A 16,183-nucleotide genomic window follows, 5' to 3' on the forward strand; every position below is an offset into this window, starting at 1 on the left:
CCTTCGAGTAAATTCGCTATATGATGTCACGCTGGTAATCCATACAAGAGTTCTTAGAACTATCTTTTGAAATTGGTTTATCGACCATCTTCGAAAGAAAACCAGGAAATTAATACCCGATTTGAGGAGATTTTATGAGTTTTTTTATTAGTGATGCATTAGCTGCAGCAGGAAATGCGCCAGCTGCTCAAACTGATGGAACTTTTTCACTGATTATGATCGTTGCGATTTTTGTCTTGTTTTATTTTATGATAATAAGGCCGCAAAGCAAAAGAGCCAAAGAGCATAGAGAATTGATAAATCGCTTAAAAAAGGGGGATGAAATAGTAACATCCGGAGGGATTTTGGCAAAAGTTGTGAGCCTGGATGATCAATACATCAAAGTAAGCCCAGCAGAAGGTATAGAAATTAATTTGCAAAAAGGCGCAGTTACTGCAGTATTACCAAAAGGCACTATCAAATCACTTTAAGTTAGGCATAGGGAATCAGAAATGCAAAATAAATATCCTCTATGGAAAAATCTAATGCTGATAGTGATTGCAGTCATTGGATTTATTTACGCTATACCGAATTTGTATACGGAAAATCCCGTTGTTCAAATTTCTGCGGGTACAGATGAAGATACAGAGACAATAAAAAATCAGGTAGAGTCCATATTAAAAAATGCCAATATGGATTATAAATCCCTGGTTGTGGAGAGGGATGGGGTGGAGGTAGTGTTTTCTTCTACTGATTCTCAATTATTAGCTCGTGATGCTATCAAGAATAGCCTGGGATCTGATTACACAGTGGCTTTGAATTTAGCGCCTTCCACACCGGCTTGGCTTGAAGCAATTCATGCTGACCCTATGAAGCAAGGGTTGGACTTAAGAGGCGGTGTTCATTTTCTTCTTGAAGTGGATGTCGAGAGTGTTATAAGTCGGCGTTATGAAGGAATAATGAAAAATATTGGCCAAGAATTACGTGAAGCAGGTATTCGTTATTCAGGCATACGTTCTTTATCAGATAAAGGAATTGAATTGCGTTTCAGAGATTCTGACTCAATGGAAAATGCTTTAGTTGAGTTAAGACAAAAAATATCTGATGTGGTTTTTGTTAAAACTAAAACACAAAATTCAATTTTAGGCGCCATTTCCCCAGCAGAATTAAATTCCATAAGACAAAATACTATTGAGCAGACAATGAGTATCTTGAGAAATCGTGTCAACGAGCTCGGAGTTGGTGAAGCTGTCGTACAACAACAAGGGGCAACTCGAGTCGCCGTTGATTTGCCAGGCATTCAAGACGCGGCGAGAGCAAAACAAATACTTGGTGGTACTGCTACTTTGGAATTTCATTTGGTTGATCAGGAAAATGACCCTTTCATTGCAAAGCAAACCGGCGTAGTTCCTGTCAATGATAAGCTGTATATGATGGATGGTCATCCTATCTTATTAAAGAGACAGGTGGTTTTAAGTGGTGACTCTATTACGTCAGCAGTGTCCAGTTTTGATCAACAAACGGCTTCTCCATCTGTTCAAATTCAATTGGGTGGTGGGGGCGAGAGCTTGTTTACTAAAGTTACGCGTGAAAATATCGGTAAGCGCATGGCGATCGTTTTTGTGGAAACCAAAACGACTACACAAACAATTAATGGCGAGGAAAAACGAGTAACAAAGAAAGAAGAGCGAGTTATTAGTGCGCCAGTGATTCAAAATGCTTTAGGCAGCAATTTCCAGATTACCGGACTGACTGATAGCAAAGAAGCAAGCAATCTGGCTTTATTATTAAGAGCTGGTGCTTTACCTGCTGCAATCTATCCTGTTGAAGAGCGTACCGTTGGCCCAACTCTTGGAAAGGAAAATATTCGCCGAGGACTTATTTCCCTGGAAGTTGGTATGGGTTTAATTTTGGTACTAATGCTCGTGTATTACCATTTTTTTGGTTTAATTGCTGATATTGCATTGATGCTGAATTTAGTTTTTCTTTGCGCATTGTTATCCATAATTGATGCGACCCTGACTTTACCGGGAATTGCGGGGATTGTTTTGACCGTGGGCATGGCTGTTGATGCCAATGTCTTGATTTATGAGCGGATTAGAGAGGAGTTGCGCAATGGACTGTCTCCTCAAGCTGCTATTCATGCAGGATATGAGCGAGCATTTTCAACTATATTGGATGCCAACGTGACTACTTTAATTGTAGCTATCATTTTATTCGCGGTGGGCACAGGACCGGTGCGCGGGTTTGCGGTTGTCCTTTCTCTAGGTTTGTTAACTTCTATGTTAACTGGTATTACTTACACCAGAGCTATTGTGAATTGGTATTATGGTGGGCGTAATGTCAAAAAATTATCTATAGGCATATAAGGCGAGACTCAGATGGAATTTTTTAATCCAAATTCAAAAATAGATTTTATGGGCGCGCGCCGTTGGACTGCATTGTTTTCTATATTAATTTTTGTAGTGTCTATTGGCGCATTGATGATTAATGGTTTGAAATGGGGATTGGATTTTACTGGTGGAACGCAAATTGAAATCAGTTATTCCAAAGCGGCTGATTTACCTTTAATTAGAGAAAATCTGAATAAAGCGGGTTTTAAAGAAGCTCAAGTGGTTAGTTATGGTACATCAAAAGATGTACTTATCAGCATTGCACCGAGAGCGGATAAACAGCAGAGCATGCTGGTAGACCAGGTGATGGAAGTGTTGCCTGGGGCAGTAAAACAACGAGTTGATTTTGTTGGCCCGCAAGTTGGACAAGAATTAGCAACGAAAGGGGCTCTTGCGATTATTGTGTCCTTATTAGCTACGATGATCTATATCGCTATGCGGTTTGAATATAAACTCGCTGTAAGTTCAGCAGTGGCTTTGATTCATGATCCGGTGTTAATTCTGGGTGTGTTTGCCTTGTTCGGAATTGAATTTGATCTGAAGGCTCTTGCTGGATTGTTGGCCGTTATTGGTTATTCCTTGAATGATACCATTGTTGTCTTTGATCGTGTTCGAGAAAATTTTGTAAAAATTCGCCGAACAAGTCCAATAGATATTATGAATATTTCAATCAATCAAACTCTCTCAAGAACGATCATGACATCTGTGTTGACGCTGTTTGTTGTGGTTGCGCTTTTTGTCTATGGGGGTGAGGCGATATATGGGTTTTCATTGGCATTGATTATAGGAATAGTAATAGGTACTTACTCTTCAATTTATGTTGCTGGCGCTTTAGCAGTAGCCATGGGTTTGGATAACAAGGATTTTCTACCCAGTCATCGCAGGGAGGTGGATGATAGACCTTGAGGTGGGGAGCTTATTTTCCATGCATTATCCGCTCCCTGACGGTCGCGGCTCGGTTTCGTCCATAATCCGATGTGATTCGGAGTAAACTATGATCCGAGCCGCGACCGTCAGGGAGCGGATAATAAACAATTACAAAATTTTGTTAAAATGTATCTTCTTAAAAAGAGTCAATAATTTTTTAATCAACCAGTAACTTATCTATTTTTGCTGCACAAATAAAATCATTATGAGTTAAACCATTAAGTGCATGCGTCATAAATTGAACACGGCAATAATTGTAGCCGACTTCTAAATCAGGGTGATGATTTTCAATATTTGCTATCCAGGCAATCGCATTGACAAAAGCCATCGTTTCATAAAAATTTTTAAATGAAAAAGCACGCTTGATAATTCGGTTGTCCTCTGTTACTTCCCATTTTATGTTTAATTGAGGTAGTAAATTTTTGATTTGCTCGGAGTTGAGCGCAGCGCCAATTCCCTCGCAAGATTCACAATGCTTACTACTTAAATCACTAGTCATTTTGATTCCTTAATTTTATTTTTAATTTAAAAAGAGTTACAAATAAAAATTTTTCAGTGCTGTTAGAAATCTGGAATTTTGTTCTTTGGTCCCAATAGTTACCCTGATGAAATTATTCATCTTATAAGCATGCAGAGGTCTTACTATTATGCCATTATCCAATAGATCATTATAAAGAGTCATACTATCCTCTTCGCAGTCAAAAGTAAGGAAATTACAGGAAGAGGGTAAGTATTTTATGTTTAATTCATTAAAGCCTGCCTGTAGCTGCGACATCCCTTCATTAGTCATTTTGAGGCTAGACTGGATGAAGTCATCATCATCGATGGCAGCATAGGCTGCTGCAAGAGCAACTTGATTGACTATAAATGGCAATTGTACTCGTTTTAAAATATTAATAATGGATGGGTTGGCAATAGCATAACCTAAACGCAAACCTGCCATACCATAGATTTTTGAAAACGTACGAGTAACAACCAAATTAGGATGTTCTTCAAGCCAATCCAAACTATTGACAGTCAATTGGCTAGCAGCAAATTCATAATAGGCTTCATCTAAAACTAACAAAGTACTTTTCGGAATTTGTTCCAATAAATATTTAATTTCTTCTTGTTGGATTAGCACCCCAGTTGGATTATTTGGGTTAGCTATAAAAATAATTCCTGTTTGTTGATTGCAAGCATTAACGATATCAGTGATATTAACCTCCCAGTTGTGACCAATAGGCACACTATTTATTGGTATTTGCAGGGAATTGGCTTGGATGGCATAAGTGCTAAAAGCGTAATCATGAGTAAGGATATGTCTGTCGGTATGAAGAGCGAAACAATTTAATAAAATATTAAACAGGTAATCAGACCCATTGCTTAGAAACAATTGCTCAGGTTTTACTTTTAAGTAACTTGCAAGTTTGGACATTAAAGGATGGTTCCAGGGCGATGGGTAGGTTGCTATGTAATGCGATGACATAGTCTGAATGGCGGAAAGGGCTAATGGGCTGCATCCCAATGGGTTTTCATTACTAGCCAGCTTGATAATATCAGTTATTCCCTTTTCTTTTGCCAATTCTTCGATGGATTTACCTGGTACATAAGGAATTAAAGAACGTATTCCGGCATGAGGTAATTGTTGAAAATCAATAGACATAACTCTATTCCTAGACAGAAAAATGTTTTTATATTACCTAAGCATATGCCAGCTGTCACGAATGAATTTATTTTTTAGAATTTATAAATCGTTATATTGAATTTATATAAACGAACAGTTAACCTTCATGGGCAGTCCAACCTCAGGAAGAGATTTATTATGAGCAAGCACCAGGGTTTCACTCTAATGGAAGTACTTGTGTCATTAATGCTAATGACAACGGTAGTTCTGATGTTAGTGGAACAACAGCTGAAAACCAGAGATATAATCAATCATCTTATTTGGCGAATTCAAGGTTCCCAATATCTAGATCAAGTAGATGAAGCATTATATATTAGTGAGAATAAACTCCCTCTGCCGCCTTCAAATTATCATTTTGATATCAGGCGATCTCAAAAGAAAATCATTTTGAATGTTACGTGGTTTAAAAAAAGCCAGTCAATTATTCGCTCCTATGATCTGGATGCTAATTGAAATGGGAAGACAAACAGGATTTAGTTTATCTGAGATGCTAATTAGTCTTTTTCTGGCAAGTATTATAACGATAACCCTTACCCAGTTTTATACAAGAAGCAAGCCTCAATACCTAAAGGCACAAGAACGGTTAGAAATTAATTTTGATTTGCTGTGGATTGGTGATTTACTAAGCGACAGTATTAGAAAGGCTGGATTTACTCCATGCGTAAGTGTCGAAAAATTAAAAACTTTTGATTCTCGACATGCAGAGAGGAAAATAATTAATTTTCAAATTGAAAATATGCCACAAGTCCAACTTCGTATTAACAGAATGAGTGATGTTTATACCGAAGTGGCAAATTTTATGAGCCCAACACAAATAGTGATTGAAGAGTCAGTAATATCAAATATAAAACACCCATTAATTATTTCTGATTGCCGGCAAGGAGAAGTACATACAGTTTCAAAAATAGATAAACTAAGCAATGGATATAAAATTACTTTAAAAAAACCACTGCAGTTCCGGTACGACGAAATTGCTTACTTGGGAGAGTGGCTTGAAGAAACATGGTTTACTAAACAAAATGAAAAGGGTGAAAAGACATTACATTACAAACTGTTTCAAACAGAAGAATTAAGTCCATTCATTCATGAATTTTATGTTACCAGACGCCTTATCAAACAGAGGTCAGTATTGGATTTTTCAATTGGTAGCGATAAGGAAACGCTACGTAAAATCAGTGTTTCGGTACGAAATTTATGAAAAAAACCGACTCTGGTTTCATTCTTTTAATGACGCTTTGTATAACTTTCTTGATGAGCTTATTGGTTTTGGCAAGCCTCCAACAGATATTCTTGCAATACAAAGCACTCAATTCACAGGAGACATTTCATCAAAATTTCTATCAGTTGGAACATTGGATGATGCGACTCGCTCGTTCACCGTTATTGTATGCAGGTATGGATTGTTATGTGCAAAAGGATTATGGAGCTAATAAAATAGCAAACGAGTTGGTTAACAATAAAGGATGTTTGCTCATATTAAATCAGAAAAAATACAGATATTTTATTGAGGACCTGAACGAATTTTCTTGTTTGGTTCTTAATAAGGATGGGCAAAAATATGCTTCTCACCATTTTAGATTCACCGTATTACAAGACGAGGAGCATGGCGAATTTTCTATCATGCAATTAAGGTTTATCAAATTGGGTAGCAATTTGTCCTCTTGTCCAGAGGAGGAAATACAGGTGAAGGAAGGGGTAATCAGCTGGAGATACTTGCCAGATTATAAAAATTTTAAAATATTAACTGGTTGAAATTATTGGAAAAAAGCTATTATAACCGGATGTTTTTTGTAGTAAGATGGACTAATAGCAATAACTTTTAGTTGCATTTTTCTCCATCACGTGTAAAAATTGACCTTCTATGAAATCGAAATTAATTTATCTGACAGTAGCCTTGGCTGCAATTATCTTAAGCGCAGCAGTATGGTGGTGGTTGCAATCTCCCAAGCCAACTTTCAGGCAGGTAAGCTTTAAACATTTACCTGGGTGGGAGAATGCACAACTTAAAAAATCGTTAGAAACTTTTCAAACATCTTGTCGAGCCTTTCTAAAACAAAATCCTGAACGTGTTGTGGGCACAGAGGAGATTGATTTACAGGCAAAAGATTGGCATCCAACCTGTCGTGCTGCTTTAAAAATAAATCCTGTTGATGAACAATCAGCAAAATTATTTTTTGAGAAGTGGTTTGCCCCTGTGGAGTTCTATGATGATAAACCAGTGAAAGGTTTATTTACGGGCTATTATATGCCTTTAATTAAAGGCAGTTATACTAAATCAGATGAATTTAGTGTTCCTATTTATGAATTACCCAGTAACTTAGTGACTGTTGACTTGGGTTTATTTCTTCCTAATTTAAAAAATAAGAAAATTATTGGACGAATTGCGGGTAATAAAGTTGTACCATTTTATACTCGAGAGGAAATTAACAAAGGAGCAATTAAAAACACAGCACGTGTTTTGGTGTGGATCCATAGCCCTGTGGACAGGTTGTTTTTAGAAATTCAGGGCTCAGGAATCATTGAGCTTGAAGATGGCAAACGAATTTTTATAGGCTATGACGGTCAAAATGGTGCCCCCTATACTGCCATTGCTGGAGTACTAATTAAAAAGGGTATTATGACCAAGCACAATGCTTCCATGCAAAGGATTAAAAAGTATCTGGAAGCTCATCCCAAGCAAATGGATAAAATAATCAATCAAAATAAATCATTTGTTTTTTTCCGCAAGTTGTCATTAGAAGCGGCTTTGGGTTCACAGGGAGTGGCATTAACACCCGGTTATTCTCTTGCTATTGATAAACAATGGATACCAATGGGAGCGCCTCTGTGGTTAAACACTACAAGACCAGATAGTAAAAATCCTGACGTCAATAAACCTATGCAACGTTTGATGATAGCTCAGGACACTGGTGGGGCTATCCGTGGTAAAGTAAGAGGTGATGTATTTTGGGGCGGTGGTGACAAAGCCACTTTGATTGCTGGACATATGAAGAACGAGGGTCATTATTGGCTTCTTCTGCCGGCACATGCATTATCGCGCTTGGCGCAGTTGAAGTAGGGGCGAAAGTCCTGTCTTTGCAATTTTTTATTTGGCTATTGGGATTCACCAGTCCTGTGACAATGAATGCCCGATAGCATTGTAAATCATTTGTTTCAAGAAATAACTCTATACTTTTTAAGATTGAGGCTCATTAATTTCTTTCTTTTCGGTTTCCGATTTCAAAGCTTCAGTTGGTGATGAATCATTAATTGGAGTCGCTGTATTCCCTTTTAGAGCCTCTTGCAGAGTAATGAATTTATAACCGTTGCTTCTATACATTTCAATGATATCAGCTAAACACAAACTATTAATCAGATTCGCATGGATGAGTAAAATATGTTTAACAGGCTGTCCTTCTACTTTCTTGACTTTTTTTTCTGCTCTCAGGGTCTGTTGCCAGATAAAAGCAAGATAGCGTTTTTTAAATTGAGCTAAACGTTGTGGTCTTTGTCTATATGGTATTCTATAAAATTGTGCATTGAATTCATAATCTTTGCTATCTATAGTGACAGGAGCAATCGTGTATTGATGGGCAGCCAGCCACTCATGCACTTTTTGCTTCTTTTCTCCACTGCCTTCAGCAAGATAAGGATAACGGAAATATTTTGGCTCAGTCATGACAGGGGATAGAACGGTATCCGCTTTTTCGATATCAGCAATATAATTTTCTGCAGTCATTGAATTTAAACTTCGATGCTTATAGGTATGGTTGCCAATTGAAAAACCTTGATTACGAAAAATTTCCAGAAGCTCCCATTCATTTTTCGCTATAGCCCCTCCTATTGCAAAACCTGTGGCAGGAACCTGATTGTCAACCAAAGTGTTCACTATGGCCATAAATCTTTCCTGGGTTCGCTTCAGATTTCCTGGAGTGCTTGTTCCAGAGCCCACAAAAGGTAAGTCGTCAATAGTAATGGCAATTTCATGATCTTCAGCGAAGCATTGATGGTTCAATATTAAAAATAATGATGCTACACCGAGTAGATGTTTTAACATATTTTCTCCTCTTTTCAATTTGGAAAAATTCTTATTATTTTAGGCATTTAATTTAACTATAGACGATAAATTAAATTTCTACCTGTTTGGAAATATGTATGTATTTTGGGAGGGTTTAGGTACAATCTGATAAATTGAAAGGATACTATCTTACCCGGAATTTTGTTAAACAGGAGTTAATAATGACAAAAGAAAAATCTGAATCAGGAAATTCACCATCAAATTCAGAAGAACATGGTACTTTAGGCCCAGATGTTTATGAGAATGCAAGAAAGCTAAATATTCAATTGGCAACAAGAGGGCCTGCCATACTGTATGCATTAGGTAAAGCCAGTGAGCAAGTAACTAATGGAAATGTTGTAACGGCGGTTGGTGGCATGGTTATTGGGGCGATAGGTTTTTTTGGTAATCGTTTTTATCGAAACAAGGGTGATGATTCCGCGTATACTTATATGGGACAAATTGTTGGTGCGGTGCAATTTACTGCCGGATTTACACTGTTGGCATTACAGGCATTTGAGGCGTATACAGATACTGGAGAGACAAGTCCTTTACTCAATGTTGTTAAACTAAGCGGGGTTGCGTTAACATTAACCGAGAGCGCTTTAATTTTAATCAACTCGTATTTATATGGGGATGGATCAGCCAAAACAACATCAATAACAAGCCCTAAGATTGATTGAATACAATAAAAAGGCTAGTAGGGTTGAGGTATAAGGCAGCTCAAATCAATGACTTTGATTTTACAATAAGGGACTATTTATGACTTATTCTTTTTCCAAACCAGTGTCTTGGGTGTTTTTGTTTACCGCAGTCATTTATTTGGTCAGTCTCTCGTTTATCCAATATCCTGCTACTACTGTTTTAAAACCTATTCCAATAGTTTGTCTAATTGTTGGGGTATTCAGAACTTTTCTCCCCTCATTGGTTAAAATTTTCCTAATCTTGGCACTTGTATTTTCCTTGGCAGGGGATGTGGTATTGACTTTACCTGTTGCATTACAATTAGAATTAGGGATAGGTTGCTTCTTGTTAGCGCATTGTTTTTATATCGCTTTGTTTTTAAAATCATTTCAATTTAATAAATTACATTTTTTCTATTATATTCTCATTCTTCTATTAATGGGGTTTATAGCATTTACCATAATCCCGTATCTTGGTGATTTATTAATTCCAGTGATGATTTACTTCTGTGTTCTGATGCTTATGGTATTTAGTGCTTTCCAAGTAAAAAAGGAAACTTTAACGATTGGGAGTGGCGCTTTGTTCTTTTTAATTTCTGATTTAACCCTGGCACTTAACTTGTTTGTTTATACCCAAGCTGATGTAAGAATTTTTGTTATGTTTACTTATTATGTTGCTCAATTCTTATTAACTTTTGGGCTCGTCAGATTATATGAAAAGGAGGGTTGATGAATTTATTATTCAGATAACATAAAAAAGTGTTCATCAAGTTAAATACTTTTTTACTACTCTTGTAGTCTTTATTAAAAGAATCACTTATGAATTATATAAACCAATTTGCTAAATAAAATAATTGCTTTAAACAATCAAATTGAAAAATTAAGTGCCAATCTGTTGTTTGTATTATATTATTAGGGCATTTTTAATTCTTTAAAGTTTGGGGTTTTAGTGGCTTACACAAAATTTTTTGCTATCAATCCGCATGATAAGAAAAGTATGAGTATTTACCAATCGGTTAAGAAAGAATTCGAGAAGGATTTAAACCATATCGAGTCCTCTTATAGTGAACTACTCAAAAATAAAGATTTCAATTCGGCGTTGCTAGTAGAAATGAAAGAACTGGAGATCAGGTTAAAGTATGTCCTTTTTAATTGGTTCTTCTTATTCAAAAAGGATAAGCAAGATTTGAGCAAGCAAATTTGTCAGTTAAAAGTAGATGTATTGAGATTAAAAACAAAATTTATGATAAGCCATCTTCTGTTGAATCATGATAAATACAACCTTGAGTACTACAAATTTGTGGTTAAGCATTTACATAATTACCTGGAAGATCTCAATGATAAGATAGGCCTGATTAAACGTATTGACGTTGATATTTACAACGATCTGTTCAGCGAGATGTATGAATGGTTTGAGCAAGTTTATTCTCTATTAAACAATCGATATGATGAGTTTAAAGAGGAGTTTTCTATAGGCGATAAATGGGATGATTGGAGCTATGACAATAGTAGTAGCGAGGATGATTGGGACGATAATGAGCCCCTGGTTTTCTTAAACAATATGATTCCTTAATGAATTAATATGTCGTGATGCGGCTCAATGAGAATTATTCAGTAGGGTAAGGCTTCTGTAGCAGGCGTAAGTCAATATGTATTTGATGAGTATCTCCATTGTTTCATCCGCACATTATAGGGGCAAATCGCCAAAAACCTAAAATCATATAAATTATTATATAACGATATATAGTATCGTCGCTTTACTTACATTAAAAATCGCTAAAATTCCCATGATAATGAACGTTGTTGCAACCGAATAAATGCGAAATTTAAATTGTTTTTTTGCTTCTTTTTTGATTAAACCATAAGCATGTCCCAAGCGTGCCAGAATTAGAGCAAACATTAAAACAGTTAATAATAAAGGGGGGATTTGGAGTATAATAGACATCCCCATAAGGATTAAGGTGAGCGGAACGTATTCAGCAAAGTTGGCATGCGCGCGAAAGCGGGCAATAAATGCGTTATCATCATTGGTTAAATAGAGCACATGATATTTACGACGTTGGATAATCACTAGGTAACTTAAATAAAGATAAATAAAGAATAAAATGCTGCTGCCCCAAGCATAGATCAAATAGCGAATGTCCATTTCTTATCCTGTTACTGGTAAATTGGCACTATACCATCATAACATAGCAATTGCATGCTACATTACAATTACAGAGTAAATAGGACTAAAGTATCTGGCTATTCACCAATCTGGTATTTAATTTGGACAAAGCCGCCTGGATAGCTAGTAGTTAACCGCTGTGTGAGTTTGATATCATTCTTAAGAGAGCCAAATAAAGAGCGGCCTGAACCAATCAAAACGGGTATTACTGTAATGGTCATCTCATTAATAAGATTATTTTGAAGAAATCCCTGGATAGCAATACCTCCATCCAAGTATACATGCTGAATGCCATGGAGGGATAATTCGCTAACTAAATCAGGAGGACTTTGGTTAGACACTGTAATGATATGCTGCAAGTGTTCTGGTATCTGTATGGGTTTTGAGCTCATTACTATTACCGGTATGGAACCATATGGCCATTCATCAAATGTAATAACTTTTTCATAGGAATATCGACCCATAATTATCGTATCTATGGTAGCAATAAATGATCGATATCCACAATCCTCTCCTGGAGAGGCGAGAGAATTTGCTTCTATAAGCCAATCTATTGAGCCATCCTTTCTTGCAATATAACCGTCGAGACTTGTTGCAATAAATACTGAAATTTTAGGTTTCATTACAAGCTTTTCTTATCTGTTATTTCAAATGAGTCTACACTTTAATAAATTAGCTAATGAATTAAAAGGGTGAGATGAAAATTTATCTTGTTCAACATGGTGACAGTTTGGATAAAGATATTGATCCTGAAAGACCTTTGAGTGATCAGGGTCAGAAAGATATTCAATTGTTAAGCAACTTCCTTGCCCCGCTTAAAATCGAAGTGTCCTGTGTATACCACAGTGGAAAATTAAGAGCACAACAAACAGCAGAGAGTTTGTCTAGTCATGTTTTGAGCAAAAATGGCGTTGAGTCCAGAGCAGGGCTTGAGCCGTTTGATGATGTCATACCATTGGCAAAAGAGATTAATCAATTAAAACAAAACATGATGTTTGTAGGGCATTTGCCGTTTATGAATAAACTGGTCAGCCAACTTGTTGCGGAAGAGGAACATCACATTTTGGTTTCATTTAAACCTGGCAGTCTTGTTTGCCTCGATAAAGCAGATGGGATTGATTGGTGTATTGCCTGGATGATTTGTCCTGAATTATTAAGAGAATGAAGAATACTGTTCTCATCTTCATAGCTCGCTGCCTATGTTTTATCCATGATTTACATCAGAGACAATTATAATTTGATATAAGATAAGTCACTTCTATTTTTTACCAGCAATTGCAAATCATTTGATTGATTTATATTCATTTTGTGTTGTTTTTTAATATTTCCTTAAGCTAAATATGCCAAAATTTTCACTTCATCAGGACTTACGAAAAATCCCAATCTCTATGTTAAAAAATGTTTTTAATTCGGTCATTTAGTTTATCTAAACTCCCTCATTAAAAACATTTTCTGCCTCGACCTTGGGTTTTTCCGTAAGTCCTGTTCATTTAAGTGAGGTGATAGGTATGGGCAAGACAACAACTCCAGAAATTAATCAATTGAATAAATATATTACTGATAAAAAAAGCATTAAATTAGCCAATGATTTATGGATAAGAAGCGTACCTTTAAAAGACACCCCTGCTGAAAAGTATATCGTAGGAACTCGAAAAATCCCGATAGACGTGGCCGAAAAATTACAGATACGAAGCTTAAAAGGCCCTATTGGTATTCCAGAGTTTGATAAAAATAAACCTTATAAAGATTATGTGGTTGTCCCTGTTTACAATCTGGATGATGAACTTGTTGGTCTGCAGATAATACAAATTGACACTGCTGGTAACAAAGCGACAAATCCTGAAAATTCAGATTTTTTTTGCAAGAAATATTTAGGACCGACTAAACCTCTGCGAGAAGGTAATGCCGCTGTTATTAATAAAACAGATAATGTCAATGTTGTTTTTATTGCCGAAGGAGTTGAAACAGCGGCAAGTGTGGCTAGTTTGCATGAGGTCAGAAATAACTATTCTGTGTTAGCATCAATGGGCGTATCTGAACTGCCTGCTAGCTTGGCCTATGTCAAAACTCACTATCCCCCTGGAGCAACGGTTGTTTTACTAAAAGATCATGACGATCCTGTGGAGAATCCTTTCGCTAATTCAGAATTTGGCAAGGCTAAGAAAGCATTCGTTGACGCCGGTTATCGCGTCATTGTCAAAGAACCTCCAACTGTCAAGGAGGATTGGAATGACGTTTTAGCCAAAAGGGGAGTAAATGAACTGGAGCGCCAGCTCAATCTTAATGACCCGATTTTGTGTTTACCGGATATTCCTGCCAGAAATAGCAAGGTATCACCTCATTTCAAATCCTTATACGTTGATCTTTTAAAGAATGAAAAATTGGCAGAAGAACAAGCGATTTGTGGTCTTTTGGATAAAGTAATTGGGCAGTTGATTGATAAATTGGAGAAAACTCAATCGAGCGATGATTTGCACAAGACCATTAAAGAGATTGATGAAGTGGTTAGAATAACAGGAGTAATTCGTGCGCTTTTATCTAGACCTGACAACAACATACCTAAAATCCCGTGCCAATTGAGAGGGTTGCGCAGGGCACTAAAAGAACTCAAATTACTTGAGGACAGACGTCGCGATAGTTTACGGGATAATGAAGATATTGATTTCTCGACTGATCCGCAAACCAATAGTAATGGTGATTTATTTAAAGCCTATTCTTATGTTATGAGTCATTATCTTAAGCACCTTGGAACTTTAAAACCAAGCGATGTTTTTGATTTGGAAAAGCATAGCCAAATCCTAGGGTTTTATGAGAAAAGATTGAAAGCTATTGATAATGAAATCAAAAGAATTCCGCAGCTAATTTCTGAATTTGACAGTAATGACGAAATCGTAATTAAGCAACTGAAAAATAAACTTAAAAGTCTGAAACTAGAAAGAAAACTTTACGCCCAGGAATTTCATGAAATGAAACAACAACTCCGTCTTCTGAGGGGCGCACATCCGAAAGGCAATACTCCTTATGTAAACTATTATGAACAGTTTGTTGAGGAAGTGAACTCTATCATGATGAAAGGCAAGACCCAAACAAAGGTTATTAGGGAGGAACTAACAGGTATCTGGGCTAACAGAAAGCAGGAGCTACAAGAGTACTATAAAAAACGAATCGAAGCAGCCAGGCAGAATTTTGCCAGCGAAAGAAAAAGGACAATTCCACCCTTGATTGAATATCTGGAAGGATTAAGAGCCATTGTGAAAAAGAGAAGTGAGGAAATAGACAAAAAAGCCCTGCTTCCCGAATCTCGTAATTATCAAGTGCGATATTTACAAGCTATGGAAGATTTGAGTCAATCTGAAGGAGTGGATAAAATATTGCAAGACTGGTTGAATAGTCTTGAAAATTTCAAGACTGTATCTCCATTGATTTATTATTCTCCTAAAGAGGGTGAAATCGTAGATGGGGTGGAGTTGATTGACTATGATTCTGATGGAGAAGAAACCTTACAGGAATTGTACAGGGAAATCTTTGACGATAAGGAGCGTTTATTAGAAACGCCAATGAATGATCGTGACAAAGGAAAGGAAAAATGGGAAGGAAAAGAAGGTGATTCTGATCCTGAGGCGCCTGTTAGCACAGAGGTTTTAAGTGGTTCAAGTCACCTTGCTGAGGGTTTGGTGCAATCTATTCAACCTTCTAGCCTGAAAACCAGCGATCCGCAGTTGTATTTGACTATCAAGGATTTTTCCGAGCGGTTGGCAGTGAGTCTTTACAAATCCTTTGAGGTTATTTCTCCAAAAAGTGGTGAAAGACAGGAATTTGATGGTCTTGCTTTACGGAAAAAACGACTAACCATTATTGAGCGTAAAACAAATGATGGTACAGGTCCAGGGCTCTTTCAACGCAATTTTTGTCAGCAAAAAATTGTCTCCAAGCATGATTATGTCTTGAAAAATATTTTTGCGGAATTACAAGAGCAATCTCACCCTGAAAAATTTATTGATATAGATGTGCCAGAACTTTTGGATTGGTACAGTGAGAATTTTACTCCCGAAATGCAAGAGCGATTGGTTAATGCTGCCAAATCAACAGTTATTAAAGCATTGCAGAGCTTGACTTTTGAATTCAATGTCAATAGACCTAAAGCCTACTCAACAACAGATTACTGCGGATTGTTCTTTAATCGCGGTTTAATCCCGGGTGGCGTTTCACTGCGTTTTTCCAGCCTTGGCAAAGGAAATGAAGAGGTAGCTCATGAGCATATGGACAAAATTTCAAAAGAAAGAACAGCTGCGCGAGAAAGCGAGATTTATTTTATATGAGAGTTAAATAAAA

General features: G+C 36.8%; 17 protein-coding genes. 12 read left to right on the top strand and 5 right to left on the bottom strand.

Features of this window, described 5'->3' with window-relative positions:
* The first annotated feature begins 134 nt into the window (after positions 1-134).
* Genes yajC through secF form a run of 3 tightly spaced genes read left to right on the top strand, consistent with a single transcriptional unit; the run spans position 135 to position 3,278 of the window.
* A complete protein-coding gene (gene yajC / locus OQI99_RS02540; protein ID WP_010947718.1) occupies positions 135-470 on the top strand; it encodes a preprotein translocase subunit YajC in 336 nt (111 codons plus the stop codon).
* Positions 471-491: 21 nt separating this feature from the next.
* On the top strand, positions 492-2,348 hold the full coding sequence (secD, locus tag OQI99_RS02545; protein ID WP_265731269.1) for a protein translocase subunit SecD: 1,857 nt from the start codon (positions 492-494) through the stop codon (positions 2,346-2,348).
* 12 nt (positions 2,349-2,360) lie between these two features.
* A complete protein-coding gene (gene secF / locus OQI99_RS02550) occupies positions 2,361-3,278 on the top strand; it encodes a protein translocase subunit SecF (RefSeq protein ID WP_010947716.1) in 918 nt (305 codons plus the stop codon).
* Positions 3,279-3,456: 178 nt separating this feature from the next.
* On the opposite strand, the gene OQI99_RS02555 is transcribed toward secF, so the two are convergent.
* Together OQI99_RS02555 and hisC are read right to left on the bottom strand one after the other, a co-directional pair.
* Entirely contained in the window at positions 3,457-3,798 is a 342-nt protein-coding gene (locus tag OQI99_RS02555) for a 4a-hydroxytetrahydrobiopterin dehydratase (RefSeq protein ID WP_265731270.1), read from the bottom strand.
* Between the two features lie 36 nt (positions 3,799-3,834).
* Complete coding sequence (hisC, locus tag OQI99_RS02560) at positions 3,835-4,944, bottom strand: histidinol-phosphate transaminase (RefSeq protein WP_265731271.1); 1,110 nt, start codon at positions 4,942-4,944, stop codon at positions 3,835-3,837.
* Between the two features lie 159 nt (positions 4,945-5,103).
* Here hisC and OQI99_RS02565 point away from each other — a divergent pair, with 159 nt between their 5' ends.
* The 4 genes from OQI99_RS02565 (at position 5,104) to OQI99_RS02580 (ending at position 8,023) form a co-directional block, all read left to right on the top strand.
* A complete protein-coding gene (locus OQI99_RS02565; RefSeq protein ID WP_265731272.1) occupies positions 5,104-5,418 on the top strand; it encodes a type IV pilus modification PilV family protein in 315 nt (104 codons plus the stop codon).
* Positions 5,357-6,163 carry a hypothetical protein gene (locus OQI99_RS02570; protein ID WP_322783690.1) on the top strand — a complete coding sequence of 269 codons (807 nt, stop codon included), beginning with the start codon at positions 5,357-5,359 and terminating at the stop codon, positions 6,161-6,163. Before OQI99_RS02565 ends, OQI99_RS02570 begins: the two co-directional genes overlap by 62 nt.
* Positions 6,160-6,717: a hypothetical protein gene (locus tag OQI99_RS02575; protein WP_265731274.1), complete on the top strand. Its 558-nt coding sequence runs from the start codon at positions 6,160-6,162 to the stop codon at positions 6,715-6,717. The genes OQI99_RS02570 and OQI99_RS02575 overlap by 4 nt, the downstream gene beginning before the upstream one ends.
* A 109-nt stretch (positions 6,718-6,826) precedes the next feature.
* Positions 6,827-8,023 carry a murein transglycosylase A gene (locus tag OQI99_RS02580; RefSeq protein WP_265731275.1) on the top strand — a complete coding sequence of 399 codons (1,197 nt, stop codon included), beginning with the start codon at positions 6,827-6,829 and terminating at the stop codon, positions 8,021-8,023.
* Positions 8,024-8,140: 117 nt separating this feature from the next.
* On the opposite strand, the gene OQI99_RS02585 is transcribed toward OQI99_RS02580, so the two are convergent.
* Positions 8,141-9,001, bottom strand: coding sequence for a polysaccharide deacetylase family protein (locus OQI99_RS02585; RefSeq protein ID WP_265731276.1), 861 nt, complete (start codon positions 8,999-9,001; stop codon positions 8,141-8,143).
* A 182-nt stretch (positions 9,002-9,183) separates the two neighbouring features.
* Here OQI99_RS02585 and OQI99_RS02590 point away from each other — a divergent pair, with 182 nt between their 5' ends.
* From OQI99_RS02590 to OQI99_RS02600, 3 genes are all read left to right on the top strand, one after another.
* Positions 9,184-9,684: a hypothetical protein gene (locus OQI99_RS02590; RefSeq protein ID WP_265731277.1), complete on the top strand. Its 501-nt coding sequence runs from the start codon at positions 9,184-9,186 to the stop codon at positions 9,682-9,684.
* Positions 9,685-9,763: 79 nt separating this feature from the next.
* Positions 9,764-10,414: a lysoplasmalogenase gene (locus tag OQI99_RS02595; RefSeq protein WP_265731278.1), complete on the top strand. Its 651-nt coding sequence runs from the start codon at positions 9,764-9,766 to the stop codon at positions 10,412-10,414.
* A 219-nt stretch (positions 10,415-10,633) separates the two neighbouring features.
* Positions 10,634-11,257: a hypothetical protein gene (locus OQI99_RS02600; RefSeq protein ID WP_265731279.1), complete on the top strand. Its 624-nt coding sequence runs from the start codon at positions 10,634-10,636 to the stop codon at positions 11,255-11,257.
* Between the two features lie 156 nt (positions 11,258-11,413).
* Here the strand turns inward: OQI99_RS02600 and OQI99_RS02605 are convergent, their stop codons facing one another.
* Both OQI99_RS02605 and OQI99_RS02610 read right to left on the bottom strand, forming a co-directional pair.
* Complete coding sequence (locus tag OQI99_RS02605) at positions 11,414-11,830, bottom strand: MAPEG family protein (RefSeq protein WP_265731280.1); 417 nt, start codon at positions 11,828-11,830, stop codon at positions 11,414-11,416.
* Positions 11,831-11,928: 98 nt separating this feature from the next.
* Positions 11,929-12,474, bottom strand: coding sequence for a dihydrofolate reductase family protein (locus OQI99_RS02610; protein WP_265731281.1), 546 nt, complete (start codon positions 12,472-12,474; stop codon positions 11,929-11,931).
* A gap of 74 nt (positions 12,475-12,548) precedes the next feature.
* Between OQI99_RS02610 and sixA the strand changes: the two genes are divergently transcribed.
* Together sixA and OQI99_RS02620 are read left to right on the top strand one after the other, a co-directional pair.
* Positions 12,549-13,016, top strand: coding sequence for a phosphohistidine phosphatase SixA (gene sixA, locus OQI99_RS02615; RefSeq protein ID WP_265731282.1), 468 nt, complete (start codon positions 12,549-12,551; stop codon positions 13,014-13,016).
* Positions 13,017-13,359: 343 nt separating this feature from the next.
* The gene (locus tag OQI99_RS02620; RefSeq protein ID WP_265731283.1) at positions 13,360-16,170 is read left to right on the top strand and encodes a toprim domain-containing protein; all 2,811 of its coding nucleotides are present in this window, start codon (positions 13,360-13,362) and stop codon (positions 16,168-16,170) included.
* Positions 16,171-16,183: the final 13 nt, after the last annotated feature.

Source organism: Legionella sp. PATHC039 (assembly GCF_026191275.1).
GTDB lineage: Bacteria > Pseudomonadota > Gammaproteobacteria > Legionellales > Legionellaceae > Legionella > Legionella pneumophila.